This window comes from Kosakonia sp. MH5, from assembly GCF_009935945.1.
Classification (GTDB): domain Bacteria; phylum Pseudomonadota; class Gammaproteobacteria; order Enterobacterales; family Enterobacteriaceae; genus Kosakonia; species Kosakonia radicincitans.
The window spans coordinates 118,341-144,469 of record NZ_QODH01000007.1 but is presented as its reverse complement, the minus strand read 5'-3'; the positions used below and the strand labels follow the sequence as shown (position 1 = coordinate 144,469).

General features: G+C 55.3%; 26 protein-coding genes and 1 tRNA gene. 26 read left to right on the top strand and 1 reads right to left on the bottom strand.

The features are described 5' to 3' along the window. The first annotated feature begins 146 nt into the window (after positions 1-146). Positions 147-222 (top strand) — tRNA-Gly (locus DK872_RS18505). Positions 223-491: 269 nt separating this feature from the next. Here the strand turns inward: DK872_RS18505 and queG are convergent. After that, positions 492-1,631: a tRNA epoxyqueuosine(34) reductase QueG gene (gene queG / locus DK872_RS18500; RefSeq protein ID WP_079517060.1), complete on the bottom strand. Its 1,140-nt coding sequence runs from the start codon at positions 1,629-1,631 to the stop codon at positions 492-494. A gap of 14 nt (positions 1,632-1,645) precedes the next feature. Here queG and nnr point away from each other — a divergent pair, with 14 nt between their 5' ends. The 25 genes from nnr to DK872_RS18375 all read left to right on the top strand — a co-directional run bounded on the left by nnr (position 1,646) and on the right by DK872_RS18375 (position 26,103). Further along, complete coding sequence (gene nnr / locus DK872_RS18495) at positions 1,646-3,157, top strand: bifunctional ADP-dependent NAD(P)H-hydrate dehydratase/NAD(P)H-hydrate epimerase (protein WP_035886955.1); 1,512 nt, start codon at positions 1,646-1,648, stop codon at positions 3,155-3,157. After that, positions 3,150-3,611, top strand: coding sequence for a tRNA (adenosine(37)-N6)-threonylcarbamoyltransferase complex ATPase subunit type 1 TsaE (tsaE, locus tag DK872_RS18490; RefSeq protein ID WP_007372735.1), 462 nt, complete (start codon positions 3,150-3,152; stop codon positions 3,609-3,611). The genes nnr and tsaE overlap by 8 nt, the downstream gene beginning before the upstream one ends. Positions 3,612-3,627: 16 nt before the next feature. Then, complete coding sequence (gene amiB, locus DK872_RS18485; protein ID WP_149289260.1) at positions 3,628-4,941, top strand: N-acetylmuramoyl-L-alanine amidase AmiB; 1,314 nt, start codon at positions 3,628-3,630, stop codon at positions 4,939-4,941. A gap of 11 nt (positions 4,942-4,952) precedes the next feature. Further along, positions 4,953-6,812, top strand: a complete 1,860-nt coding sequence (gene mutL / locus DK872_RS18480; protein WP_035886957.1) for a DNA mismatch repair endonuclease MutL — start codon at positions 4,953-4,955, stop codon at positions 6,810-6,812. Continuing rightward, positions 6,805-7,752, top strand: coding sequence for a tRNA (adenosine(37)-N6)-dimethylallyltransferase MiaA (gene miaA, locus DK872_RS18475; RefSeq protein ID WP_007372738.1), 948 nt, complete (start codon positions 6,805-6,807; stop codon positions 7,750-7,752). Before mutL ends, miaA begins: the two co-directional genes overlap by 8 nt. A 96-nt stretch (positions 7,753-7,848) precedes the next feature. Next, positions 7,849-8,154: an RNA chaperone Hfq gene (hfq, locus tag DK872_RS18470; RefSeq protein ID WP_007372739.1), complete on the top strand. Its 306-nt coding sequence runs from the start codon at positions 7,849-7,851 to the stop codon at positions 8,152-8,154. A 75-nt stretch (positions 8,155-8,229) separates the two neighbouring features. Next, the gene (gene hflX, locus DK872_RS18465) at positions 8,230-9,510 is read left to right on the top strand and encodes a ribosome rescue GTPase HflX (protein ID WP_161518687.1); all 1,281 of its coding nucleotides are present in this window, start codon (positions 8,230-8,232) and stop codon (positions 9,508-9,510) included. 84 nt (positions 9,511-9,594) lie between these two features. Continuing rightward, on the top strand, positions 9,595-10,851 hold the full coding sequence (gene hflK / locus DK872_RS18460; RefSeq protein ID WP_007372741.1) for an FtsH protease activity modulator HflK: 1,257 nt from the start codon (positions 9,595-9,597) through the stop codon (positions 10,849-10,851). 2 nt (positions 10,852-10,853) lie between these two features. Next, positions 10,854-11,858: a protease modulator HflC gene (gene hflC / locus DK872_RS18455; protein ID WP_007372742.1), complete on the top strand. Its 1,005-nt coding sequence runs from the start codon at positions 10,854-10,856 to the stop codon at positions 11,856-11,858. 74 nt (positions 11,859-11,932) lie between these two features. Beyond that, positions 11,933-12,130, top strand: coding sequence for a DUF2065 domain-containing protein (locus DK872_RS18450; RefSeq protein WP_035886960.1), 198 nt, complete (start codon positions 11,933-11,935; stop codon positions 12,128-12,130). A 102-nt stretch (positions 12,131-12,232) separates the two neighbouring features. Beyond that, positions 12,233-13,531 carry an adenylosuccinate synthase gene (gene purA, locus DK872_RS18445; protein WP_007372744.1) on the top strand — a complete coding sequence of 433 codons (1,299 nt, stop codon included), beginning with the start codon at positions 12,233-12,235 and terminating at the stop codon, positions 13,529-13,531. A gap of 151 nt (positions 13,532-13,682) precedes the next feature. Next, positions 13,683-14,108, top strand: coding sequence for a nitric oxide-sensing transcriptional repressor NsrR (gene nsrR, locus DK872_RS18440; protein WP_007372745.1), 426 nt, complete (start codon positions 13,683-13,685; stop codon positions 14,106-14,108). A 38-nt stretch (positions 14,109-14,146) separates the two neighbouring features. Then, a complete protein-coding gene (gene rnr / locus DK872_RS18435) occupies positions 14,147-16,591 on the top strand; it encodes a ribonuclease R (protein ID WP_007372746.1) in 2,445 nt (814 codons plus the stop codon). Positions 16,592-16,776: 185 nt separating this feature from the next. Next, positions 16,777-17,793 (top strand): D-cysteine desulfhydrase, encoded by a 1,017-nt coding sequence (locus tag DK872_RS18430; RefSeq protein WP_007372747.1) that lies wholly within the window; start codon positions 16,777-16,779, stop codon positions 17,791-17,793. Next, positions 17,786-18,538 (top strand): aspartate/glutamate racemase family protein, encoded by a 753-nt coding sequence (locus tag DK872_RS18425; RefSeq protein ID WP_079518344.1) that lies wholly within the window; start codon positions 17,786-17,788, stop codon positions 18,536-18,538. Before DK872_RS18430 ends, DK872_RS18425 begins: the two co-directional genes overlap by 8 nt. Before the next feature lie 56 nt (positions 18,539-18,594). Next, a complete protein-coding gene (locus tag DK872_RS18420) occupies positions 18,595-19,599 on the top strand; it encodes a glycine betaine ABC transporter substrate-binding protein (RefSeq protein ID WP_079517057.1) in 1,005 nt (334 codons plus the stop codon). Continuing rightward, positions 19,596-20,366, top strand: coding sequence for an ABC transporter permease (locus tag DK872_RS18415; protein WP_071920082.1), 771 nt, complete (start codon positions 19,596-19,598; stop codon positions 20,364-20,366). Before DK872_RS18420 ends, DK872_RS18415 begins: the two co-directional genes overlap by 4 nt. Continuing rightward, positions 20,366-21,145, top strand: a complete 780-nt coding sequence (locus DK872_RS18410; protein WP_161518686.1) for an ABC transporter ATP-binding protein — start codon at positions 20,366-20,368, stop codon at positions 21,143-21,145. The genes DK872_RS18415 and DK872_RS18410 overlap by 1 nt, the downstream gene beginning before the upstream one ends. Positions 21,146-21,244: 99 nt before the next feature. After that, positions 21,245-21,979, top strand: a complete 735-nt coding sequence (rlmB, locus tag DK872_RS18405; RefSeq protein WP_035886963.1) for a 23S rRNA (guanosine(2251)-2'-O)-methyltransferase RlmB — start codon at positions 21,245-21,247, stop codon at positions 21,977-21,979. A 120-nt stretch (positions 21,980-22,099) separates the two neighbouring features. Continuing rightward, complete coding sequence (locus DK872_RS18400; RefSeq protein WP_007372753.1) at positions 22,100-22,501, top strand: YjfI family protein; 402 nt, start codon at positions 22,100-22,102, stop codon at positions 22,499-22,501. Positions 22,502-22,521: 20 nt separating this feature from the next. After that, positions 22,522-23,220, top strand: a complete 699-nt coding sequence (locus DK872_RS18395) for a PspA/IM30 family protein (RefSeq protein ID WP_072440949.1) — start codon at positions 22,522-22,524, stop codon at positions 23,218-23,220. Then, on the top strand, positions 23,220-23,879 hold the full coding sequence (locus tag DK872_RS18390; RefSeq protein WP_035886965.1) for a DUF2491 family protein: 660 nt from the start codon (positions 23,220-23,222) through the stop codon (positions 23,877-23,879). Before DK872_RS18395 ends, DK872_RS18390 begins: the two co-directional genes overlap by 1 nt. Before the next feature lie 14 nt (positions 23,880-23,893). Continuing rightward, positions 23,894-24,292: a DUF350 domain-containing protein gene (locus DK872_RS18385; protein WP_072440962.1), complete on the top strand. Its 399-nt coding sequence runs from the start codon at positions 23,894-23,896 to the stop codon at positions 24,290-24,292. A gap of 9 nt (positions 24,293-24,301) precedes the next feature. Continuing rightward, on the top strand, positions 24,302-24,937 hold the full coding sequence (locus tag DK872_RS18380) for a DUF1190 domain-containing protein (protein ID WP_007372757.1): 636 nt from the start codon (positions 24,302-24,304) through the stop codon (positions 24,935-24,937). Positions 24,938-24,939: 2 nt separating this feature from the next. Continuing rightward, positions 24,940-26,103: a glutathionylspermidine synthase family protein gene (locus tag DK872_RS18375; RefSeq protein ID WP_144135941.1), complete on the top strand. Its 1,164-nt coding sequence runs from the start codon at positions 24,940-24,942 to the stop codon at positions 26,101-26,103. The last annotated feature ends 26 nt before the right edge of the window (positions 26,104-26,129 follow it).

The window sequence follows — 26,129 nt, the reverse complement described above, 5'->3', positions numbered from 1 at the left end:
GGAATAGCTCAGTTGGTAGAGCACGACCTTGCCAAGGTCGGGGTCGCGAGTTCGAGTCTCGTTTCCCGCTCCAAATTTGAAATGCCGAAAGGCACGCACCATCCAGATTTACTGGTCACGGCAAGCAAGCCTGTCCAGATAAGTATGCGGGAATAGCTCAGTTGGTAGAGCACGACCTTGCCAAGGTCGGGGTCGCGAGTTCGAGTCTCGTTTCCCGCTCCAAATCTTCATCAATAAAAAATTATCCACAGCGGGATTCCTCGTTGGGGGCGTTTTTTTATTGTCCTGTCAAACTATTGTGAACAGAGTTATCCACAGGCATGACTTTCATTCGCAACATTCCTATCGCTTCGTCAGGTGAATAATCTCTTTTCAACTGACTGAAAAATAAAAATAAAATAATATTTCAAACTGTTAATTCGATCGCTTGACGATTTTGTGAACGTTGAATCGTAATGTGTTTTTTATTTTATTCACAGGCTGTGGATGGTTCAGGCATCGCGCGGCAGCCCTTTTTCAACTACCCGTACCAGTCGCTGCTTTTTCGGGGGTTGTACTTCCACCACGCAGGCATTTCGTTTCTCAATTTGCTGCGCAATCGCCCATTCTATGTGTTCGTCGAGAAGTGGGTGCTCACCAAGCCGCTGTCGGAGCGCCTGGATAGTGGCCTCATCCCACGGCGCATTGCCCAGTGCAACGGCAATATTGCGTAGCCAGCGTAAATGACCAATACGGCGAATCGCCGAACCTTCCGTGACTTTCAAAAAGTGCGCTTCATTCCAGGAGAACAGCTCAATCAGTGCGGGCGCATGCAGCGCTTTGCGCGGGCTGAAATCCTCTTCGCTGGTAAGCTGTGAGTAGCGATTCCAGGGACAAATCAGCTGGCAGTCGTCACAACCGTAAATGCGGTTACCAATCAGCGGGCGAAACGCTTTCGGGATGGCGCCTTCCAGCTCAATCGTCAGATAAGAGATGCAGCGGCGGGCATCGACGGTATAAGGCTCGACAATGGCGCCGGTTGGGCAAATCGTCATACAGGCCACGCAGCGCCCACAACCTTCTTCGACTGGCGAATCCACGGGCAGCGGAAGATCAATCAGCAGTTCGCCAAGGAAAAAGAACGAGCCTGCATCGCGGCTGAGGATAAGTGAGTGCTTACCTGTCCAGCCCAGTCCGGCTTTTTCCGCCAGCGGACGCTCAAGAATGGGCGCAGAATCAACAAAAGGTCTAAAATTCAGCGAAGCACAATGCTGCTGGATAAGTTCTCCGAGCTTTTTGAGCCGGTTGCGCAGCAGCTTATGATAATCGCGACCCAGCGCATAACGGCTGACATAGCCCAGCGTTGGGTTTTTCAGCGTGCTGGCGAAAGCAGCCTGTGCAGGAAGGTAATTCATGCGCACGCTAATGACGCGCAGCGTGCCGGGGAGAAGCTCGTGGGGGCGGGCGCGCATCATGCCGTGGCGCGCCATCCACTCCATTTCGCCGTGATATTGTTTGTCCAGCCACGCTTGCAGCTTCGGCTCGCTGGCGCTGAGATCGGTATCCGTAATACCGACCTGCTGAAAACCCAGTTCAGAGCCCCACTGTTTGATTTGTTGCGCTAAGTCATTGAGATTGAGGGGCTGTGACATGACGGACCATAGAAATGAAGAAAAACGCAGCAAGTATACCACACTCTGTCTGGCCAACGGCTGAGATGAAACGCCTGGAACGTGAGGCGGCAGACAGCCTCGGCATCACGCTCTATGAACTTATGCAGCGCGCGGGCGAAGCCGCGTTTGCCGTCGCGCGGGAGCAATTTCCTGACACGCGTAGCTGGCTGTTGCTTTGCGGGCACGGTAATAACGGTGGCGATGGCTATATTGTTGCGCGGTTGGCAGCGGCGGCAGGCATTGCCGTAACGCTGCTGGCGCTGGAGAGCAGCAAACCGCTGCCGGAAGAGGCTGCAACCGCGCGTGAAGCCTGGCTTGATGCTGGAGGTGTCATTCATGCCGCGGATGTCGCCTGGCCGGACGACGTGGATTTAATTATCGATGCTTTGCTCGGTACGGGGCTTGACCGCGCGCCGCGCGACGATGTTTCCGCGCTGATTGAACAAGCCAACCTACATTCCGCGCCGGTGCTGGCGCTGGATATCCCCTCCGGCCTGAATGCGCAAACCGGCACGACACCGGGTGCAGTCATTGAGGCGCAGCACACCGTGACTTTTATCGCGCTTAAACCGGGCTTGCTGACTGGCAAAGCGCGTGACGTCGTCGGCCAGTTGCATCACCATGCGCTGGGGCTTGAACCGTGGCTTAACGGCCAGCAAGCACCGCTTTCTCGTTTTGATGAGAGCCAGTTAGCGCAGTGGTTGCCACCGCGCCGCCCAACATCGCATAAAGGCGATCATGGACGGCTGGTGATCATTGGCGGCGATCACGGCACGGCGGGTGCCATCCGTATGGCCGGTGAAGCTGCGCTGCGCGCAGGTGCCGGTCTGGTTCGCGTGCTGACGCGTAGCGAGAATATCCCACCCATTATTACTGCCCGCCCGGAACTCATGGTCCATGAGCTGACGGCGGCATCGCTGGATGAAAGCCTGGAGTGGGCAGATGTGGTGGTGATAGGGCCTGGACTTGGGCAGCAAGAGTGGGGCAAAAAAGCGCTGCAAAAAGTGGAGAATTTTCGTAAGCCGATGCTGTGGGACGCCGATGCGTTGAACCTTCTGGCAATCAATCCCGATAAACGTCACAATCGCGTACTGACGCCGCATCCCGGCGAGGCAGCGCGTTTGCTCAACTGTAGCGTGGCGGAAATCGAAAGCGATCGCTTACTTTCTGCTCAACGTCTGGTAAAACGTTACGCTGGCGTGGTGGTGCTGAAAGGCGCTGGTACGGTGGTGGCGAGCGAGGCCGGTGAGGCAGGCATTATTGATGCCGGAAATGCCGGAATGGCGAGCGGTGGCATGGGCGACGTGCTGTCGGGCATTATTGGCGCGCTGCTCGGCCAGAAACTCAGTTTGTATGATGCGGCTTGCGCCGGATGCGTTGCACATGGCGCAGCGGCCGACAGACAGGCGGCACAATATGGTCAGCGCGGTATGCTGGCCACCGATCTTTTTATGACGCTTTTGCGTGTTGTTAACCCGGATGTAGTTGATACAAAAGATGATTAATCGAGTTATTCCTTTACCTGACGAGCAATCGACACTGGATCTCGGCAATCGCGTGGCGCAGGCCTGCGACGGCGCGACGGTGATTTATCTGTATGGCGATCTCGGTGCGGGTAAAACCACCTTTAGCCGGGGCTTTTTGCAGGCTTTAGGCCATCATGGGAATGTCAAAAGCCCGACTTATACGCTGGTGGAGCCTTACACCCTCGATAAGCTGATGGTGTATCACTTCGATCTCTACCGCCTTGCGGACCCGGAGGAGCTGGAGTTTATGGGGATCCGCGATTATTTTGCCAACGACGCGATTTGCCTGGTCGAGTGGCCGCAACAAGGTGCGGGTGTACTGCCTGACCCGGATGTCGAAATCCATTTAGATTACCAGGCGCAGGGGCGTGAGGCGCGCATTCGTGCTGTTTCCTCATCTGGTGAGTCGTTGCTGGCGCGTATGGCCGGTTAACAGGAAGGGTGACGGGATGATCTCTCGCGTGAAAGGTTGGTTGGCGGCAGTTCTTTTGCTGGCGTGTGCTCACGCTGGCGCAGCAAGTTTAGCCGATATTCAGGTGTCTAATGGCGACAGACAGGCGCGTATCACCTTCAGTTTTATGGGCGATCCTGAGTATGCGTTTTCGCAACAGGATAAGCGCAGCGTGGCGCTGGATATCAAACAGACCGGCATTATTCAGGGATTGCCGTTGCAGTTCAGCGGCAACAATCTGGTGAAAAGTATTCGTGCAGGTACGGCAAAAGATAACCAGTCAATCCGCCTGGTAGTGGATCTGACGCAGAACGGCAAAACCCGTGCGGTGAAACAGCAAAACGGTGCGGGTTACAAGGTGGTATTTACCATCGATGCTGACGTCCCGCCGCCAGTGGTGGCGAAGCGCGAGACGCCCGTTGTTACGCCGCGCCCGACGCTGCCTGGACGTAATCCGTTTAAATCAGACAATGACCGTATCACCAGCGTTACCAGCAGCAACACCGTGACGCGTCCGGCGGTACAATCGCGCACGGTATCCGGTGACAAAGTGGTGATTGCAATTGACGCCGGGCACGGGGGCCAGGATCCTGGTGCAATTGGTTCCGGCGGCACGGAGGAGAAAAACGTCACCATCTCCATCGCCCGTAAATTGCGTGCGCTACTGAATGACGATCCGATGTTCAAGCCGGTGATGACTCGCGACGGCGACTACTTTATTTCTGTCATGGGCCGTTCCGATGTGGCGCGTAAGCAGAACGCCAACTTTCTTGTCTCGATCCACGCCGATGCTGCGCCAAACCGTGACGCTACCGGTGCGTCTGTCTGGGTGCTGTCGAACCGTCGCGCCAACAGCGAGATGGCAGGCTGGCTGGAGCAGCACGAGAAACAATCCGAATTGCTGGGCGGCGCGGGCGATATGCTGGCGAACAGCCAGTCTGATCCCTATCTCAGCCAGGCGGTGCTCGATTTACAGTTCGGCCATTCTCAGCGCGTAGGTTATGATGTCGCCACGAACATACTGAGCCAGCTTCAGCGCGTGGGAGCATTACATAAACGCCGCCCGGAACATGCCAGCCTTGGCGTGCTGCGCTCGCCGGATATTCCGTCGGTACTGGTCGAAACCGGTTTTATCAGCAACAGCGGCGAAGAGCGTTTGCTGGCCAGCGATGCATACCAGCAGCAAATCGCCGAAGCGATTTACGGTGGTCTGCGTAACTACTTCCTCGCTCATCCGTTGCAATCCGCGCCGCAGGGCGGAGGCGGGCAAACGGCCAGCGCTGCAGCACCTGCAAGTGGTCTGCTTAACTAAGGATATTTTTCATGCCGATACAGGTTCTACCGCCGCAGCTTGCGAACCAGATCGCCGCTGGCGAAGTGGTTGAACGCCCTGCGTCGGTGGTGAAAGAGCTGGTGGAAAACAGTCTTGATGCCGGAGCAACGCGTATCGATATCGACATCGAACGCGGTGGTGCGAAGCTTATTCGCATCCGCGATAATGGCAGCGGTATCAAGAAAGACGAGCTGGCGCTTGCGCTGGCCCGCCATGCCACCAGTAAAATCGCCTCACTTGACGATCTGGAAGCGATTATCAGCCTCGGTTTTCGCGGCGAAGCGCTGGCCAGTATCAGTTCAGTCTCCCGTTTAACGCTCACCTCCCGTACTGCCGATCAGCAAGAAGCGTGGCAAGCCTACGCGGAAGGCCGCGATATGGACGTAACGGTAAAACCCGCTGCTCACCCTGTTGGCACCACGCTGGAAGTACTGGATCTGTTCTACAACACGCCGGCGCGGCGTAAGTTTATGCGTACGGAAAAAACCGAGTTTGGTCATATCGATGAAGTGATCCGTCGCATTGCTCTTGCGCGTTTTGACGTCACTATCAATCTGAATCACAACGGGAAAATGGTACGCCAGTACCGCGCCGTTGCCGAAGGCGCACCAAAAGAGCGTCGGCTTGGCGCGATATGCGGCACGGCGTTTCTGGAACAGGCGCTGGAGATTGCGTGGCAGCACGGCGATTTATCTCTGCATGGCTGGGTGGCCGATCCTAAAAGCACCAGCAACGCGTTTGCTGAAATTCAGTATTGCTACGTGAATGGTCGCATGATGCGTGACCGGTTAATTAACCACGCTATTCGGCAGGCATGTGAAGATAAGCTGGGTGCCGATCAGCAGCCCGCTTTTGTGCTTTATCTGAAAATTGACCCGCGTCAGGTGGATGTGAATGTGCATCCGGCAAAACATGAAGTACGCTTCCATCAATCGCGGCTGGTGCATGATTTTATCTATCAGGGCGTATTGAGCGTGCTGCAACAGCAACTCGAAACGCCACTTCAACTGGAAGAGGAGCCTGCGCCGCGCGCATTGCCGGAGAACCGTGTCGCGGCCGGTCGCAACCAGTTTGCTGCGCCGCCCATTGCCCGGGAACCCGAAGCGCCGCGTTATTCATCACCTGCTGCTGGCGCATCACGCGGGGGCAACAGTGCTACAGGTCAACCGTGGCCGAATGCGCAGCCGGGGTATCAGAAACAGCAGGGGGCGCTCTATCGCCAGTTGCTGGAAACGCCTGCGGCTGAACGTAAAACCGAAAGCGTCACTTCTGTTGCTCCTGCACTGGAAGGGCATTGCCAGAGTTTTGGCCGCGTGCTGACGCTGATCGCGCCACATTTTGCCCTGCTTGAGCGTGATGGCAACCTTGCGCTGTTGGCGTTGCCGGTGGCTGAACGTTGGCTGCGACTGGCGCAGCTCTCCCCGGATAATGCGCCGGTATGCGGCCAGCCGCTGCTGATTCCGGTACGTTTAAAAATCTCCACTGAGGAGAGTGCGGCGCTGAAGCGTGCGCAGCCAGTGCTGGCAGGAATGGGTATTGAATTGTTGCTGGATGGCCAGCATGTGACCATTCGTGCAGTGCCTTTACCCTTGCGCCAACAAAATTTACAAATCTTGATTTCTGCTCTGATAGGCTACCTGGCGCAGCAGACAAGCATTGATGCGGTGAATATAGCCCAGTGGCTGGCTCGTCATCTGGCGAGCGATCATCCGCAATGGAGTGTGGCGCAGGCGATTACCCTGCTGGCCGACGTCGAACGGCTTTGTCCGCATCTGGTGAAAACACCACCAGATGGTTTATTACAACCTGTAGAGCTACAAACGGCGATGAACGCCCTGAAACATGAGTGAAGTTAAGGCAAGCCTGCCGAAGGCAATTTTTTTGATGGGGCCGACGGCCTCCGGCAAGACTGCGTTAGCCATTGAGTTACGTAAAGTTTTGCCAGTAGAGTTGATAAGCGTTGATTCTGCCCTTATCTATCAGGGCATGGATATCGGCACCGCCAAGCCAAGCGCAGAAGAGTTACGTGCCGCACCGCACCGGTTGCTGGACATTCTCGATCCTGCGCAGGCTTATTCCGCTGCCGATTTTCGTCGCGATGCACTGGCGGCGATGCAGGAGATCACCGAAGCAGGGCGTATTCCTCTGCTGGTGGGCGGTACAATGCTCTACTTTAAAGCGCTGCTGGAAGGGTTATCGCCCCTGCCATCAGCAGATGCAAAAGTCAGAGCGGAAATAGAAAAACAGGCGGCAGAGCGTGGATGGGAAGCGTTGCATCAGCAGTTACGGGAGATTGACCCCGTTGCCGCAGCGCGGATTCATCCAAATGATCCGCAAAGGCTTTCCCGGGCACTGGAAGTTTTTTTCATTTCGGGTAAAACTTTAACGGATCTGACGCAAACGTCAGGAGACGCTCTGCCTTACCAGGTGCATCAGTTCGCCATCGCCCCGGCGAGCCGTGAACTGCTCCATCAACGGATCGAGCAGCGCTTTCATCAGATGTTAGCTTCAGGTTTTGAAGCAGAAGTGCGGGCGCTTTTTGCTCGCGGAGATTTGCATACGGATATGCCTTCCATTCGTTGTGTGGGATACCGCCAGATGTGGTCGTATCTTGAAGGTGAAATCACATACGATGAAATGGTTTATCGAGGTATTTGCGCCACGAGGCAGTTAGCCAAGCGGCAGATAACCTGGTTGCGGGGCTGGGATGGCGTTCACTGGTTAGAGAGTGAAAAGCCGGAAAAGTCTTACCGTGACGTGTTACAGGTTGTTAGTGCTATCGCAGGGTGAATGTGTACAATTAAGTCGTATCGTGCGCGAATTTTTACGCAGTTTTCAGAACCTTCGGGTTCTAAGTACAAAACAAGCATATAAGGAAAAGATAGAATGGCTAAGGGGCAATCTTTACAAGATCCGTTCCTGAACGCACTGCGTCGGGAACGTGTTCCAGTTTCAATTTATTTGGTGAATGGTATTAAGCTGCAAGGGCAAATTGAGTCTTTCGATCAGTTCGTGATTCTGTTGAAGAACACGGTCAGCCAGATGGTCTATAAGCACGCGATTTCTACTGTTGTTCCATCTCGTCCGGTTTCTCATCACAGCAACAATGCGGGCGGCGGTACCAGCAGTAACTACCATCACGGTAGCAACGCGCAGGGCTCTGCACAGCAAGACGGCGAAGAAACCGAATAAGGTTGACGGCTGATTTTCCAGATCGGGGAGCCAGTTAAGCTGTGTTCCCCGCTGGTATTTTATGAGGGTTTACGCTTGTTTGACCGTTATGACGCCGGTGAGCAGGCGGTACTGGTACACATCTATTTTTCGCAAGACAAAGATATGGAAGACCTCCAGGAGTTTGAATCTCTGGTCTCTTCCGCCGGTGTCGAAGCAATGCAGGTGATTACCGGTAGCCGTAAAGCACCGCACCCCAAGTACTTTGTTGGTGAAGGTAAAGCAGTAGAAATTGCGGATGCCGTAAAAGCAGCGGGTGCTTCCGTCGTGCTCTTTGATCATGCGCTAACCCCTGCCCAGGAACGAAACCTGGAGAGACTGTGCGAATGTCGGGTTATCGATCGCACCGGTCTGATTTTAGATATTTTTGCCCAGCGTGCGCGCACGCACGAGGGGAAATTGCAGGTTGAGCTGGCGCAGTTGCGCCATCTGGCGACGCGTTTGGTGCGTGGCTGGACCCACCTTGAACGACAAAAAGGCGGGATTGGTTTGCGCGGTCCGGGTGAAACCCAGCTCGAAACCGACCGTCGTTTGCTGCGTAATCGAATTACTCAGATCCTCTCGCGTCTTGAAAAAGTTGAGAAGCAGCGTGAGCAGGGACGTCGCTCCCGCACGAAAGCCGATATTCCAACGGTTTCGCTGGTGGGCTATACCAACGCCGGTAAATCCACGTTGTTTAACCAGATTACCGAAGCACAAGTCTACGCGGCGGATCAGTTATTTGCGACGCTGGATCCCACGCTTCGTCGTATTGACGTAGTAGATGTCGGCGAAACCGTGCTGGCCGATACGGTCGGGTTTATTCGCCATTTGCCGCACGATCTGGTGGCGGCATTTAAAGCGACCTTGCAGGAGACGCGTCAGGCGACGCTACTGCTGCATGTTATTGACGCCGCCGATGTGCGCGTGCAAGAGAACATTGATGCAGTGAATACGGTGCTTGAAGAGATTGAAGCGCACGAGATCCCAACGCTGCTGGTGATGAACAAGATCGATATGCTGGAAGATTTTGAGCCGCGTATCGACCGGGATGAAGAGAATAAACCAATTCGCGTCTGGCTCTCTGCGCAGACGGGTATTGGCGTACCACTGTTATTCCAGGCTTTAACAGAGCGTCTTTCCGGTGAAGTCGCGCAGCACACGTTGCGTTTACCACCGCAGGCAGGACATCTGAGAAGTCGGTTTTACCAGCTTCAGGCAATAGAAAAAGAGTGGATGGAAGACGATGGCAGCGTAGGTATGCAGGTGCGTATGCCGATTGTCGACTGGCGTCGACTCTGTAAACAAGAACCGGCACTCGAAGAATACGTCGTTTGACCGGCAGCCTGAAGATTTTTCCCCTTTGGGGGTGCCCGCGAGGCCGGGCATACACCGCACGATATATACATATGGAGCACATACATGGCGTGGAATCAGCCCGGTAACAACGGACAGGACCGCGACCCGTGGGGAAGCAGCAAACCAGGCGGCAACTCTGAGGGAAATGGAAACAAAGGCGGTCGCGATCAGGGGCCACCTGATCTGGATGATATTTTCCGCAAACTGAGTAAAAAGCTCGGTGGTCTGGGCGGTGGTAAAAGTACCGGCGGCGCGCCTGGTTCCTCTGGCCCTCGCGGTCAGGTGGGCGGACGCATTGTCGGCATCGTTGCCGCAGCAGCTGTGATTATCTGGGCTGCGACCGGGTTCTATACCATTAAAGAAGCAGAACGCGGTGTCGTTACGCGCTTCGGCAAGTTCAGCCATTTGGTTGAGCCGGGTCTGAACTGGAAGCCGACCTTTATCGATAGCGTAACGGCGGTAAACGTCGAGTCGGTTCGTGAACTGGCGGCTTCCGGCGTGATGCTCACTTCTGATGAAAACGTCGTGCGCGTTGAGATGAACGTGCAGTACCGCGTGACCGATCCTGAGCGTTACCTGTTTAGCGTTACCAGCGCCGACGACAGCCTGCGCCAGGCAACCGACAGCGCCCTGCGTGGTGTGATCGGTAAATATTCCATGGATCGTATTCTGACCGAAGGGCGTACCGTTATTCGTAGCGATACCCAGCGTGAGCTGGAAGAGACCATTCGTCCGTACAACATGGGGATTACCCTGCTCGACGTCAACTTCCAGGCTGCGCGTCCGCCGGAAGAGGTGAAGGCTGCGTTTGACGATGCGATTGCAGCACGTGAAAACGAGCAGCAGTACATCCGTGAAGCGGAAGCCTACAGCAACGAAGTACAGCCACGTGCAAACGGCCAGGCACAGCGTATTCTCGAAGAGGCGCGCGCTTATAAGACGCAGACCGTCCTGGAAGCGCAGGGTGAAGTGGCGCGTTTTGCGAAGATCCTGCCGGAATATAAAGCCGCGCCTGAAATTACCCGCGAGCGTCTGTATATCGAAACCATGGAAAAAGTGCTGAGCCATACGCGCAAAGTGCTGGTTAACGATAAAGGTGGCAACCTGATGGTGCTGCCGCTGGATCAGATGCTGAAAGGCGGCGCGAGCGCACCTGCGGCAAAGAGTGACAGCAGTGGCGCAAACAACCTGCTGCGCCTGCCGCCTGCGTCCAACTCTGGTAGCAGTGCGAATAGCGCCCCGGCACCATCTGCCGGAGACATCATGGACCAACGCCGCGTAAACGCGCAGCGTAACGACTACCAGCGTCAGGGGGAATAACGATGCGTAAGTCAGTTATCGCGATCATCATCATCGTGCTGGTAGTGCTCTACACCTCTATTTTTGTGGTGAAAGAAGGCGAGCGCGGAATTTCGCTGCGCTTTGGTAAAGTATTGCGCGACGACGAAAATAAACCGCTGGTTTATGAGCCGGGCTTGCACTTTAAGCTGCCGTTTATCGAATCCGTTAAACTGCTGGATGCGCGCATTCAGACCATGGATAACCAGGCCGATCGCTTTGTTACTAAAGAGAAGAAAGACCTGATTGTTGATTCTTATATCAAGTGGCGCATCAGCGATTTCAGCCGTTATTACCTGGCGACCGGCGGCGGTGACGTCTCTCAGGCCGAGGTACTGCTGAAACGTAAGTTCTCTGACCGTCTGCGTTCTGAAATTGGTCGTCTGGATGTGAAAGACATCGTTACCGATTCTCGTGGCCGTCTGACGCTGGAAGTGCGTGATGCGCTGAACTCCGGTTCTGCGGGGACGGAAGACGAAGTGGCGACGCCGGCAGCAGATGACGCCATTGCGAAAGCTGCAGAGCGTGTACAGGCTGAAACCAATGGTAAAGTACCGGTTATCAACCCGAACAGTATGGCGGCGCTGGGCATCGAAGTGATCGACGTGCGTATCAAGCAGATCAACCTGCCGGCAGAAGTGTCGGATGCGATCTACAACCGTATGCGCGCTGAGCGTGAAGCGGTAGCTCGTCGTCACCGTTCGCAGGGCCAGGAAGAAGCGGAAAAACTGCGTGCCGCCGCGGATTACGAAGTGACGAAAACACTGGCGGAATCTGAGCGTCAGGGGCGTATCCTTCGTGGTGAAGGCGATGCTGAAGCTGCAAAACTGTTTGCCGATGCCTTTAGTCAGGACCCGGATTTCTATGCCTTTATCCGCAGCCTGCGCGCATACGAAAATAGCTTTGATAGCAACCAGGACGTGATGGTGCTCAGCCCGGACAGCGATTTCTTCCGTTATATGAAAACGCCGACTTCCGCGACACGCTAAGTTTGCGCCAGCGGTTTTCATGATAAAAACCACCGCCAAAATTCGGCGGTGGTTTTGTTTTTTAAGGATTAGACATGAATTCGACAATCTGGCTCGCCCTGGCGCTGGTTTTGGTCTTTGAAGGCCTGGGCCCGATGCTTTATCCGCGTGCCTGGCGGCGTATGATTGCCTCGCTGAGCCTGCTTCCGGACCATCTTCTGCGTCGTTTTGGCGGTGGGCTTGTGGTTGCGGGTGTAGTGATCTACTACATGTTGAGGAAAACGATTGGCTGAGTGAAAAGTGGGCGTCTTTGGTCAATTTTGCGCGGAAAAAGTGCTGAATCTGAAAAAAAGCGGTGGTAGAATCCATTTTTAAGCAAACGGTGATTTTGAAAAATGGGTAACAACGTCGTCGTACTGGGCACCCAATGGGGTGACGAAGGTAAAGGGAAGATTGTTGATCTTCTGACTGAACGGGCTAAATATGTTGTGCGCTACCAGGGCGGTCACAACGCAGGCCATACTCTCGTAATCAACGGTGAAAAAACCGTCCTCCATCTTATTCCATCAGGCATTCTTCGCGAAAACGTCACCAGCATTATCGGTAACGGCGTTGTGCTGTCTCCGGCGGCGCTGATGAAAGAGATGAAAGAACTGGAAGACCGTGGTATCCCGGTTCGCGAACGTCTGCTGCTTTCCGAAGCATGCCCGTTAATCCTTGATTATCACGTTGCGCTCGACGTTGCGCGTGAAAAAGCGCGCGGCGCGAAAGCTATCGGCACCACCGGCCGTGGCATCGGCCCGGCTTACGAAGATAAAGTAGCTCGTCGCGGTCTGCGCGTGGGCGATCTGTTCGATAAAGCGACTTTCGCCGACAAACTGAAAGAAGTGATGGAATATCACAACTTCCAGCTGGTGAACTTCTACAAAGTGGAAGCCGTTGACTACCAGAAAGTGCTGGATGATGTGATGGCGATTGCCGACATCCTGACTGCGATGGTTGTGGACGTTTCCGACCTGCTGGATCAGGCGCGTCAACGTGGCGATTTCGTCATGTTTGAAGGCGCGCAGGGTACGTTGCTGGATATCGATCACGGCACCTACCCGTACGTAACCTCTTCCAACACTACGGCGGGCGGCGTCGCTACCGGTTCTGGTCTTGGCCCGCGTTACGTTGATTACGTGCTGGGTATTATCAAAGCATACTCCACGCGTGTGGGCGCCGGTCCGTTCCCGACCGAGCTGTTTGACGATATTGGCGAGTTTCTGTGCAAACAGGGTAACGAATACGGTGCTACTACCGGCCGTCGCCGCCGTACCGGCTGGCTGGACGCGGTTGCGGTGCGTCGCGCTGTGCAGATCAACTCCCTTTCTGGCTTCTGCCTGACCAAGCTGGACGTGCTGGATGGCCTGAAAGAGGTGAAGATCTGCGTTGCTTACCGTATGCCGGATGGCCGCGAAGTGACGACCACGCCGCTGGCTGCTGACAACTGGGAAGGTATCGAACCTATTTACGAAACCATGCCTGGCTGGTCTGAGTCTACTTTTGGTGTGAAAGATCGCAGCGGTCTGCCACAGGCGGCGCTGAATTACATCAAACGTATTGAAGAACTTACTGGTGTGCCGATTGATATTATCTCAACTGGCCCGGATCGTACTGAAACCATGATCCTGCGCGATCCGTTCGACGCGTAATGTTGTTCCGGGGCGCGTTGTGCGCGTCCCGTCTCCTCGCTTTTTTTACCCTTCTGTTCAAATAAATTAGCGGCATGACTAGTGGCTGGTTTATCATCAATAGTGTCAATACCTGCGGGTATCTCATCTTTTCCCATTTACTGAGGTTGATGTGCAGTTAACGAGTTTTACCGATTACGGTTTACGCGCCCTGATCTATATGGCATCGCTGCCTGATGGAAAAATGACCAGTATTACTGAAGTCACAGAAACATATGGCGTATCCCGTAATCATATGGTCAAAATAATCAACCAGTTAAGTCGTGAAGGCTATGTCGCGGCCGTGAGAGGGAAAAACGGTGGGATTCGGCTGGGGAAACCCGCGCAGGATATCCGCATTGGTGATGTCGTCCGTTCGCTGGAGCCGCTTGCGCTGGTCAATTGCAGCAGCGAATTTTGCCATATCACCAGTGCCTGTCGCCTGAAAAAGGCGCTTGCCAAAGCCGTGCAAAGTTTTCTCAAGGAGCTGGATAACTACACGTTGGCCGATTTGGTTGAAGAGAATCAACCGCTTTACAAATTATTGCTGGTGGAATGACGCAAATTTCTGCCAGAGCTGACTACGGAGGACCCGCAATGTCACAAGATCCTTTCCTCGAACGAGAATCTGAAAAATATACCAACCCCATTCCCAGCCGCGAATTTATCCTCGATCACTTAGCCAAACGCGAAAAACCTGCCAGCCGTGATGAACTGGCGGTTGAACTGAAAATCGAAGGCGAAGAACAAAATGAAGCGCTGCGCCGTCGTTTGCGCGCCATGGAGCGTGACGGTCAACTGGTGTTCACCCGCCGTCAGTGCTACGCCTTACCGGAAAGGCTGGACCTGCTGAAAGGTGTGGTGATCGGCCACCGTGACGGCTATGGCTTCCTGCGCGTCGAAGGGCGTAAAGACGATCTTTACCTCTCCAGCGAGCAGATGAAAACCTGCATCCACGGCGACCAGGTGCTGGCGCAGCCGCTGGGTGCCGATCGCAAAGGCCGCCGCGAAGCGCGTATCGTACGTATTCTGGTGCCCAAAACCGGGCAAATTGTTGGCCGTTACTTTACTGATGCCGGCGTCGGTTTTGTTGTCCCGGACGACAGCCGTATGAGCTTTGACATCCTGATCCCACCGGAAGAAACCATGAGCGCGCGCATGGGCTTTGTGGTGGTGGTGGAGTTGACCCAGCGTCCGACACGCCGCACCAAAGCGCTCGGTAAGATTGTTGAAGTGCTCGGCGACAACATGGGTACCGGCATGGCCGTCGATATGGCGCTGCGCACCCATGAAATTCCCTACCAGTGGCCGCCTGAAGTTGAAAAACAGATTGCCGGGCTGAAAGAGCAAGTTCCGGAAGAGGCAAAAGCGGGACGTGTGGATCTGCGCGATCTGCCGCTGGTCACCATCGATGGCGAAGACGCTCGCGACTTCGACGACGCCGTCTATTGCGAGAAAAAACGCGGCGGCGGCTGGCGTTTGTGGGTGGCGATTGCCGATGTGAGCTATTACGTGCGCCACGGAACGCCGCTCGACAACGAAGCGCGCAACCGTGGCACTTCGGTGTATTTCCCGTCGCAGGTCGTGCCTATGCTGCCGGAAGTGCTCTCAAACGGTCTCTGTTCGCTCAACCCGCAGGTGGATCGCCTGTGTATGGTCTGCGAAATGACCGTCTCGACGAAAGGCCGTTTAACCGGCTTTAAATTCTACGAAGCGGTGATGAGCTCCCATGCGCGTCTGACCTACACCAAAGTGTGGCATATGTTGCAGGGCGATCAGGAGCTGCGCGAGCAGTATGCGCCGCTGGTGAAACATATCGAAGAGTTGCATAACCTCTACAAAGTGCTCGACCAGGCGCGTGCTGAACGCGGCGGCATCTCGTTTGAGAGCGAAGAAGCGAAGTTTATCTTCAACGCCGAGCGCCGCATTGAACGTATCGAACAGACTCAGCGTAACGATGCGCACAAACTGATTGAAGAGTGCATGATCCTCGCCAACATCTCGGCAGCGCGTTTCGTCGAGAAAGCTGGCGAACCGGCGCTGTTCCGTATTCACGATAAACCGACCACCGACGCGATCACTGCGTTCCGTTCCGTGCTCGCCGAGCTGGGGCTGGAACTGCCGGGCGGCAACAAACCGGAACCACGCGATTATGCCGAGTTGCTGGAGTCGATTGCCGATCGTCCCGATCACGAGATGCTGCAAACTATGCTGCTGCGCTCGATGAAACAGGCGATTTACGATCCGGAAAACCGTGGTCACTTCGGGCTGGCGCTGCAATCCTATGCGCACTTTACGTCGCCGATCCGCCGTTATCCGGACTTGTCATTGCACCGCGCCATTAAGTACCTGCTGGCGAAAGAGCAGGGGCTGAAGGGCAACAGCACCGAAACCGGCGGTTGGCACTACAGCATGGAAGAGGTGCTGCAACTGGGCCAGCACTGTTCGATGACCGAACGCCGTGCGGATGAAGCCACCCGTGAAGTGTCGGACTGGCTGAAGTGCGATTTCATGCAGGATCAGGTGGGCAACACCTTCCCGGGCGTTATCGCCAGCGTCACCGGCTTCGGTTTCTTTGTGCGCCTGAACGATCTGTTTATCGATGGCCTGGTGCATGTCTCCTCGCTGGACAACGACTACTACCGTTTTGACCAGATTGGTCAGCGACTGATTGGCGAATCCGGCGGGCAAACCTATCGCCTCGGCGATCGGGTGGAAGTGAAGGTTGAAGCCGTCAATATGGATGAGCGTAAGATCGACTTCTCGCTGGTCTCCAGCGAACGCGCGCCGCGCAATGTCGGTAAAACCGAGCGTGAAAGAACGAAAAAAGGCGCTGCGGGTAAAAACGTTGGCGGTAAAAAGCCACCGCGTCGGCAGATGGGGAAAAAGGTGAATTTTGAGCCGGACAGTGCCTTCCGCGGTGATGCCGCAGGTAAAGGTAAAAGCAAAGCGAAAAAAGCCAAAAACCCCTCGGCAAAAACGCAAAAAATAGCCGCTGCCACCAAAGCTAAACGTGCGGCGAAAAAGAAAGTCGACCAGTAATATCCGCGAAGCCCTTCCACGGTGAAGGGCTTTTTTTATGGCTTAGTTATTTTCTGCACATCGATATTTATTATTTATCGTTAGCCTGCGAATACAGATCTATATAGTAAATATCCATCTCATATTTACCGAATTAAAACCGTGGCATTTCGCTTCGGTTGGTCTCTGTTTTCCAAGGAGCGATTATGCATCTGGCCCGTTTCCCCCGCCTGTCATTAGGTCATTTCCCGACACCGTTAGAACCGCTGGAGAATTTAAGCGCGCTGCTGGGCGGTCCCAAAATATGGATCAAACGCGATGACGCTACCGGCCTGGCGACGGGCGGCAATAAAACCCGCAAGCTGGAATTTTTGCTGGCGGATGCACTGGCGAAAAACGCCGACGTGATTATTACCCAGGGCGCAACGCAGTCGAACCACGTCCGGCAGACCATTGCCGGTGCAGCAAAACTCGGGCTGGCAAGCAAAGTGCTGCTGGAAAAACGCGTTACCGATTTTGGTGAAGATTATCAGCGCTCTGGCAACATCCTGCTGGATGAGTTGCTGGGCGGTGAAATTGTCGCCCATCTGCCGGGCGGCACGGATATGCAAAAAGCCATGGAAGAGTATGCCGAACAGCTGCGCGAACAGGGGCATCGCCCGTATGTCATTCCCGGCGGCGGCTCCAACGCCATCGGCGCGCTGGGTTACGTTGCTTGCGCTGAAGAACTGTTATTCCAGTCCTCACAGTTACGGCTACGCATCGATCATGTCGTCCACGCTACCGGCAGCACCGGGACGCAAGCCGGGCTGGTGGCTGGTTTCACCGCCACTAACAGCCACGTGCCGGTGCTGGGCATCAGCGTCCGCGCACCGAAAGCGAAGCAGGAAGAGAATGTCTGGAATCTGGCGTTACGTACGCGCGAACTGCTGGGCGTGGCGGGCGATCTGCCGCGTGAAGCGGTGGCCGCTAATAGCGATTACGTCGGTGATGGTTACGGTTTGCCGACAGAAGGCATGCTGGAAGCGCTGACGCTGTTTGCCCGCCATGAAGGCATTTTGCTCGACCCGGTTTATTCCGGTAAAGGTGCCGCCGGGCTTATCGATCTGATTCGCAAAGGCTACTTCACGCATGACGAGAATGTCGTGTTTATTCACACCGGCGGCTCGGCCGGGTTATTCGGTTACCGCCAGGTGCTGGAGGCGAATGCCCGCCATGGCTAAACCCTTCTTACTGGGCGTGCTGGGCGGCATGGGGCCGCTCGCCACGCTCGATTTTCAGCACAAGCTGTTACAGGCGACGCCTGCCGATAGCGACCAGCAGCAACTGCCGTCGGTGGTGTGGAACGTGCCGCAAATCGCCGATCGGCAAAAAGCGCTGGCCGGGCTGGGGCCATCGCCGCTGCCGCAACTGCTTCAGGGAATTGAAAAGCTTAATCAGGCGGGCGCCAGCCATATCGCTATTCCCTGCAACACCGCGCATCACTGGTATGACGAACTCAGTCGCGCCAGCAACGCGCCGCTGTTGCACATTGTGGATGCCACAATGGCGTCGCTGGCGAATTTAGCGCACAAGCCTCAGCGGGTTGGGGTGATTGCCACGCAAGGAACGCTGGATGCGGGTTGGTATCAACAGCGCCTGACGCAGCAGGGAATTGAGGTACTGCTGCCGAATGACGATGAACTGCAACAGTGGTTTGTGCCGGGCTGTTATGCCGTGAAGCGCGGCGCACTGCACGAGGGCGGTGAATTGCTGGCAAAGCAGGCAAATGCATTACTGGAGCGCGGTGCGCAACAGCTGATTCTGGCTTGTACCGAAGTGCCGGTTGCGCTGGAAGCGATTGCCGCGCCGTTTCTCGCGCAGACCTGCGATCCGTCACAAGCGCTGGCGCAGCAGTGCGCGCAAATCTGGCTCGATTATCGCCATTCTTATTCCACGTATATCCAACGCAATAATTTGAATAAATAAAAGCGCCGCCTGTCGATATAGTGGTTCGGCGCTAATAACATCCAGGATTAAATAACATGAAAAAAAGTCTCTGCTTATTACTGGCAGCAGGTAGCTTATGGCTAAATACCAGCATTGCCGCTACACCAGCCGAAGTACGCGTCGCTTATAGCGGCGGTTCCCAGGTATTAATGTTGGCGAAAGCCGATGGTTCGCTGGATAAAGCTTTAAATACGAAAGTTCAGTGGGTGCAATTCGCCTCCGGCGCGGATGCGCTCAGTTATTTCGCCAGCAATGCTATCGATATTGCCAATTTCGGCTCCAGTCCGGCCACGGCCGGTATTGTGCGAAAATTACCCGTGGAAATTATTGGGGTTTCCGGCGTGATTGCCAGCTACGAACGTTTAATTGGCAAAGATGGCATTAAAACGCTGCGTGATATCGAAGGGAAACGCGTGGCCTATCCGCCAAATTCGACGGCGCAATATGCGCTGGAAGCAGCGATCAGCGTCAATAAACTCGACCGCAGCAAAATTACCTTGCTGCCGCTGCGTCCGGCGGAAATGGTGGCAGCCTGGAAACGCGGTGATATCGATGCCGGTTACGTGTGGGCGCCGTTTGCCCAGGAACTGGAATCCTCCGGCGGCCATCAGGTCTTTGCCACTAAAGATCTGCAAAAAGATGGCTACCTGATTTACAACAACTACGTGGTTCGCAAAGCCTTTGCTGAGCAGTATCCGCAAGCGGTGACGGCCTTCCTGCGCGTACACCAGCAGAAAGTCGATGAGTTCAAAAAGGATCCTGAACGCGCCGCCGCGATTGTGGCAAAAGAGGTCGGCGCACCGGTCACTACCGCTGCCAATACCCTCGGCGGGCTGGAGTATCCAACATTAAGCGAGCAGGGCACCGCTGCGTGGCTGGGTAACGGCACGCAAACCAGCGAGAGCGGCATCGGCAAAGCGCTGAGCAAAACCTCGAACTTCCTCGCCGGAATTGGCGAAATCCGCAAACGTGATATCCCGGCGAACTGGGATAGCGCCATCGACTCGCGCTACATCCGCGAGGCAGCCGCCGCAAAATGAAACTGCGTCAACATATCGCCATCAGCGTGCTGTCAGTGGCGATCTTTTTTGTGATTTGGCAAGTGGCGGCCACCCGGCAATGGGTGGACCCGCTGTTGTTACCTTCGCTAACCGACATTGGTCTGACCGCCGAAGAGCTGCTGGCGGACGGTTACCGCCAGGTGCCGCTGTGGCAGCACGTCGCCGTCAGCCTGGCGCGAGCGCTGAGCGCCTTTGCGGTGGCGATTGTCATCGGTATCCCGCTGGGTTTGTTGATGGGCTTATCCGACGGTCTTTCCGCGGTGCTCAACCCGTTTGTGCAGTTCCTGCGCCCGCTACCGAAGATTGCGCTGATCCCGCTGGCGGTGGTCTGGCTGGGGATTGGTGAAGCGTCGAAATTCTTTCTGATCTTTATCGCCACCTTTTTAAGCGTGGTCGTCGGTGCCAGCGCGGCGGTGGAACGCATCGGTCGCGCACGCATTCGCGTCGCGCAAACGCTGGGTGCATCGAAAAGACAGATCTTTTTGCGTGTGGTGCTACCGGATGCGCTGCCAGAACTGTTTACCACCGTGCGCCTTTCGATTGGCATTGGCTGGACATCGCTGATCGCCGCCGAAATGGTCGCCGCCAGTTCCGGCCTCGGCTGGATGGTGATCAACGCCAGCTCTTATTTACGTACGGACATTGTCATGCTTGGCATTCTGCTGCTGGGCGGCATTGGTTACTTACTGGATCTATTACTGTTAGGGCTGCAACGCGGTCTGGTGCCCTGGGCGGGGAAAGAGTGATGACGGCACAAATCGCGCTGGAAAATGTTTCGCTGACGTTTGCGGCAAAACCGCAACCGTTCACGGTGCTGGAGGATATCTCGCTGGCGCTGGCGCCGGGGGAGTTTGTTGTGCTGCTTGGCCCCTCCGGCTGTGGTAAATCCACCATTCTCAACCTGGTTGCCGGGTTTACCCGGCCCGATAGCGGGCAGGTTCTGGCGGCCGGAAAAACGGTGAGCCAGCCTGGACCATCGCGCGGCATGATCTTCCAGCAGCCGAACCTGTTTCCCTGGTTATCGGTGCTGGATAACGTGACATTTGGCCCGCGGCTTGGCAAATACCGTAAAGAAGAGATTAACGCCCAGGCGCTGGACTGGCTGGCGCGCGTGGGGCTGAAAGGTTTTGAACACCATGCGCCATGGCAGCTTTCGGGCGGCATGAAACAACGTGTCGCGCTGGCGCGCGCCAGGTTGCCCGGCCCGGATGTGCTGCTGCTTGATGAGCCGTTTGGCGCGCTGGACGCGCAAACCCGGCTGATGATGCAGGAACTGCTGCGCAGCGCCTGGCTGGAAACGCGCACCACGCTGCTGTTCGTGACGCACGACGTGGATGAAGCGCTGTTTCTCGCCGATCGCATTCTGATCATGTCAGCGCGCCCCGGCAAAATCGTCGAAGAGATTTCTCTGCCGTTTGGCCGCGATCGCGATATCGAAACCCTCGCTGGCGATCCGCACTACGGCGAGATCAAGCAGCACGTGCTGCATCGCGTACGGCTGGAGGCGAAACGGCACTTAAGTTAGCGAGGTACTTTCTGCGGCGCGTGTCGGTTATAATGAGCGCAGGTGATGAGAATCACAGCCCACATAACACGGCGAAACCGCCCCAAACGAGTACCATCAATGAGTGAAATGATTTACGGCATCCATGCGGTGCAGGCACTGCTGGAGCGCGCCCCGGAGCGTTTTCAGGAAGTCTTTATTCTGAAAGGCCGCGAAGACAAACGTCTGCTGCCGCTGATCCATGCTCTGGAAGCGCAGGGCGTGGTGATCCAGGTGGCGAATCGCCAGTATCTGGATGAGAAAAGCGAAGGGGCGGTGCATCAGGGGATCATTGCACGGGTGAAACCAGGGCGTCAGTATCAGGAGAACGATCTGCCGGATCTGATCGCCAGCCTCGATCAACCGTTCCTGCTGATCCTTGATGGCGTTACCGATCCGCATAACCTTGGCGCATGCTTGCGTAGTGCAGATGCAGCAGGCGTTCACGCGGTGATTGTGCCGAAAGACAAATCCGCCCAGTTGAATGCGACCGCGAAAAAAGTGGCGTGCGGCGCGGCGGAAAGTGTTCCACTGATCCGCGTCACCAACCTCGCGCGCACTATGCGCCAGTTGCAGGAAGAGAATATCTGGATCGTTGGCACCGCCGGTGAAGCGGACCACACTCTGTTCCAGAGCAAAATGACCGGGCCGATGGCGCTGGTAATGGGCGCGGAAGGTGAAGGTATGCGCCGCCTGACCCGCGAACACTGCGATGAGCTGATCAGCATTCCGATGGCGGGCAGCGTTTCATCGCTGAACGTCTCGGTGGCGACCGGCATCTGCCTGTTTGAAGCGGTGCGCCAGCGCACGCTTTAAATCCGCAATACCTCAAAAACCACCCTTATTTGGGTGGTTTTTTTTGCCCTGAATCCGGGTAAGATTTCACGGCAGGTTTTCTCTTAATTTTATTACGATAAAATAATCGGGATATACATCATGGCATGGACAGTAGAGTCGCTTAGCGCGGGATTATTACAATCCACGGCGCTGGATTTAAATATTCAACACGAAGCCGATGCGTTAATTATTAAGCTGGATGATTACGGTGATTTGCAATTAAACGTGCTGCTGACTTCCCGGCAAATCATTATCGAAACCTACATTTGTCCCTTAAGCGAAATTAAGCATCAGGATGCGTTTAATGCGTTTCTGCTGCGTAACCAAAAACTTTTACCGTTATCGTCTGTTGGCATCTCTGCGGTCAACGGCGAAGAGTATTATGTCGCGTTCGGCGCACTGTCACTCAACTCTTCGCTTGACGATATCCTGCTGGAAATCACCACGCTTGCGGAAAACGCGCTGGATCTTGCCGAATTAACCGATGATTTTACCCAATAACGTTGTCAGGGAGTGAGGATATGGGAATTTTAAAAAGCCTGTTTACGCTGGGTAAATCGTTTATTGCTCAGGCGGAAGAGTCGATCGAAGAAACGCAGGGCGTGCGCATGCTTGAACAGCATATCCGCGATGCCCGCTCAGAGCTGGATAAGGCGGGCAAATCCCGTGTTGATCTGCTGGCGCGCGTGAAGTTGAGCCATGACAAACTGGCCGATCTGCGTGACCGCAAAGCCAGCCTGGAAGCCCGCGCGCTGGAAGCGATGGCAAAAAATGTGGACGCCGCATTGCTCAATGAAGTGGCGACCGAGATTGCCCGTCTGGAGAACACCATTACCGCGGAAGAGCTGGTGCTGAGCAACCTTGAAACTTCGCGCGATGCCGTAGAAAAAGCGGTTACCGCCACGGCACAGCGTATCGAACAGTTTGAGCAACAGCTGGAAGTGATCAAAGCGACCGACGCGATGCAGCGCGCGCAGCAGGCCGTCACCACTTCCACCGTTGGCGCGTCAAACAATGTCGCTACGGCAGCAGAATCCCTGAAACGTCTGCAAGCGCGCCAGGCTGAGCGCCAGGCCCGACTGGATGCGGCAACACAGCTTGAGAAAGTAGCCGATGGGCGCGACCTCGACGAAAAACTGGCGCAGGCAGGGATCGGCGGCAGCGATAAAACCTCGGCGCAGGATGTGCTGGCGCGACTGCAACAGCAACAGAAAGCGTAATGTTCTCCTTGCTGAAAAACCTGTTGGGGCGGGCTGATGCGTCAGCCCCGGCGAAAGGTCCGCTTGGATTGCATCTGCATGCGGGTTTTACCATTGATACGCTGCTGTTTCGCCTGTGCGAAGAGGAACTGCTCATCACGCTGCCCGGCGAGGAGTACACCGTTGGCGCCTGCGGCAGCTTCGATCTTGGCGCAGGTTGCATGATCCATCGTTACTACACGACAGGCGATGAGTTTCTGCAAATCAGCACCTCGGGCGGTCTGGAAAGCCACAATATCGATGATATTAAGCTGTTTGTGTATGAAGAGAGCGTGGGCGTTTCCGGCGAACAGGCGTGGCGCGAAATGCTGAGCGCAAAGGCGATGGGCAAAACCACGCTCCGCTGGCGCGATTGCCAGTGGCAGCGCGTGTTTAACGCCGAAGAGCGCGGAGATATCGAGCCGATTTATACGCTGGAAACCGTATCCAATCAGGCTGGCGCACGCTGGGAAGTGCATAACTTTATGATGGCTTACCAGCGAGAAGTTACCACCGATATATTTGAATATCTGCTATTGAATGGCGAAGAGACATTCAATGCGCGCAACCAGCCGGAATGGATCTACTCGCGCGCGCTGGGAGTGGATATTCCTCTGACATCATTAAAGGTCATAGGTTAATTATGAATTTGGACTTGCATATTCTGGGTTCGCTGCTGGCGTTTTGCGCCTATTTTTTTATTGGCATGGCAATGGTGCTCTGCTTTCTTTTTATTTATACACGGATTACGCCACACGATGAGTGGCGATTAATTAAAGAGAATAATGTCGCGGCATCGTTAGCGTTCAGCGGTTCGCTGTTAGGCTATGTTATTCCGCTCTCCAGCGCAGCCATTAATTCAGTGAGTATCCCGGATTATTTAATCTGGGGCGTCATTGCGCTGGTGGTGCAATTACTTGTCTACGGCGGTGTACGTCTTTATATGCCAAAACTGAGCGACAAGATTATTCACGGCAATACAGCCGCCGGGTTATTTATGGGCGCGACCGCGCTGGCAGGCGGAATTTTTAACGCCGCCTGCATGACATGGTAATGGAACATCATGGCCAGAAAGAGAAACTACCGGCAGAAGAATGACATCCTGTCGCCCGCGCAGAGCCGCATCCAGCGCCCGATTTTTAGCGCGCCAAAAGAGCGTAAAAGCGGGCAATACCTGACGCTGGCAATTATGGGCGGTGCCGCTTTTTTTGTTTTAAAAGGCTGCAATGACCACAAAGATGACAACGATGGCGACGGCGTGTATTACACCTCGCAGCAGGATTGCGTTGACGACGGCAACAGCGCGCAGGTATGCAGCGATGCGTGGAATAACGCGCGCGCGAGTTTCGAGCAAGAGATCCCGCGTAATATGTCGCAGCCCTGGTGCGTGCAGCAATACGACAACTGCTATTACGACAATATTGGCCAGCGCTGGATGCCGGTGCTTAGCGGTTTTCTGTTGAGCAAAGCCGTGCGTAAAGACCGCGATGAGCAATATAGCTACAGCAGCGGCGGTTCCACTTACTCTTCCCGCCCGGTCTGGCGTAATCATCAGGGCGACTATAGCTGGCGCTCCGGTAGCGATACCAGCCACAGCAGCGTAAGCGCCCATTATGGCTACACCACCAAAAAGGCGACCACCTTTTCCCGCGGCGGGTTTGGGCGCTCTTCCAGCGCGCGCGGAAGCTGGGGAGGATAAGCATGCTGCGTCATGATGTTGCCGTTCGTCCGGGGCTTGAGCGGATCGCCCGCGACCACGGCTTTGATTTCCATATTATTGATAACGAAGTTTACTGGGATGAGAGCCGGGCCTACCGTTTTACGCTGCGGCAAATTGAAGAGCAGATCGAAAAGCCGACCGCCGAACTGCATCAAATGTGCCTTGAGGTGGTGGATCGCGCCGTGGCGGACGAGGCAATTCTCCGCCAGTTGGCGATCCCGCCGCTCTACTGGGAGGCAATTGCCACGAGCTGGCGCAACCGCGATCCTTCGCTTTACGGGCGCATGGATTTTGTCTGGTGCGGTAAGGAACCGGTCAAGCTGCTGGAATATAACGCCGATACGCCAACCTCGCTGTATGAGTCTGCGTACTTCCAGTGGTTATGGATGGAGGATGCGCGGCGTAACGGTACTATTGCGCGCGATGCCGATCAGTACAATGCCATTCAGGATAAGTTGATTGCCCGCTTCGGTGAAATCCAGAGCCGTCATCCGCTCTACTTTTGTTGCTGTAAAGAGACGGAAGAGGATCGCGGCACCGTGCTTTATCTGGAGGATTGCGCCCGCCAGGCCGGTCTTGATACGCGCTTTATTTACATCGACGATATTGGCCTCGGCCTTGGCGGCGTGTTGACGGATCTGGACGATAACGTCATTCGCCAGGCGTTTAAGCTCTATCCGCTGGAATGGATGATGCGCGACGAGAATGGCCCGCTGCTGTGTAAACGCCGCGAGCAGTGGCTGGAACCTTTATGGAAAAGCATCCTCAGCAATAAAGGGCTGTTGCCGCTGCTGTGGCGTTATTTCCCTAATCATCCGAATCTCCTGCCCGCGTGGTTTGACGGTGAAAAACCACAAACTGCGGCGGGTGCCAGCTATGTGCGCAAACCGCTTTTTTCACGCGAAGGCGGCAATGTCACCATCTTCGACGGCGCACATAACGTTATTGACCATGAAGAGGGCGATTACGGCGAAGAGCCGATGATTTATCAGGCCTTTCAACCGCTGCCGCGCTTTGGCGACAGCTACACGCTGATTGGCAGCTGGCTGGTGGATGATGAAGCGGTTGGCATGGGTATCCGCGAAGACAGTACGCTGATCACCAAAGATACCTCGCGGTTTGTGCCGCACTATATCGCCGGATAAACCAAAGCCCGGTAGCGCTACGCCAC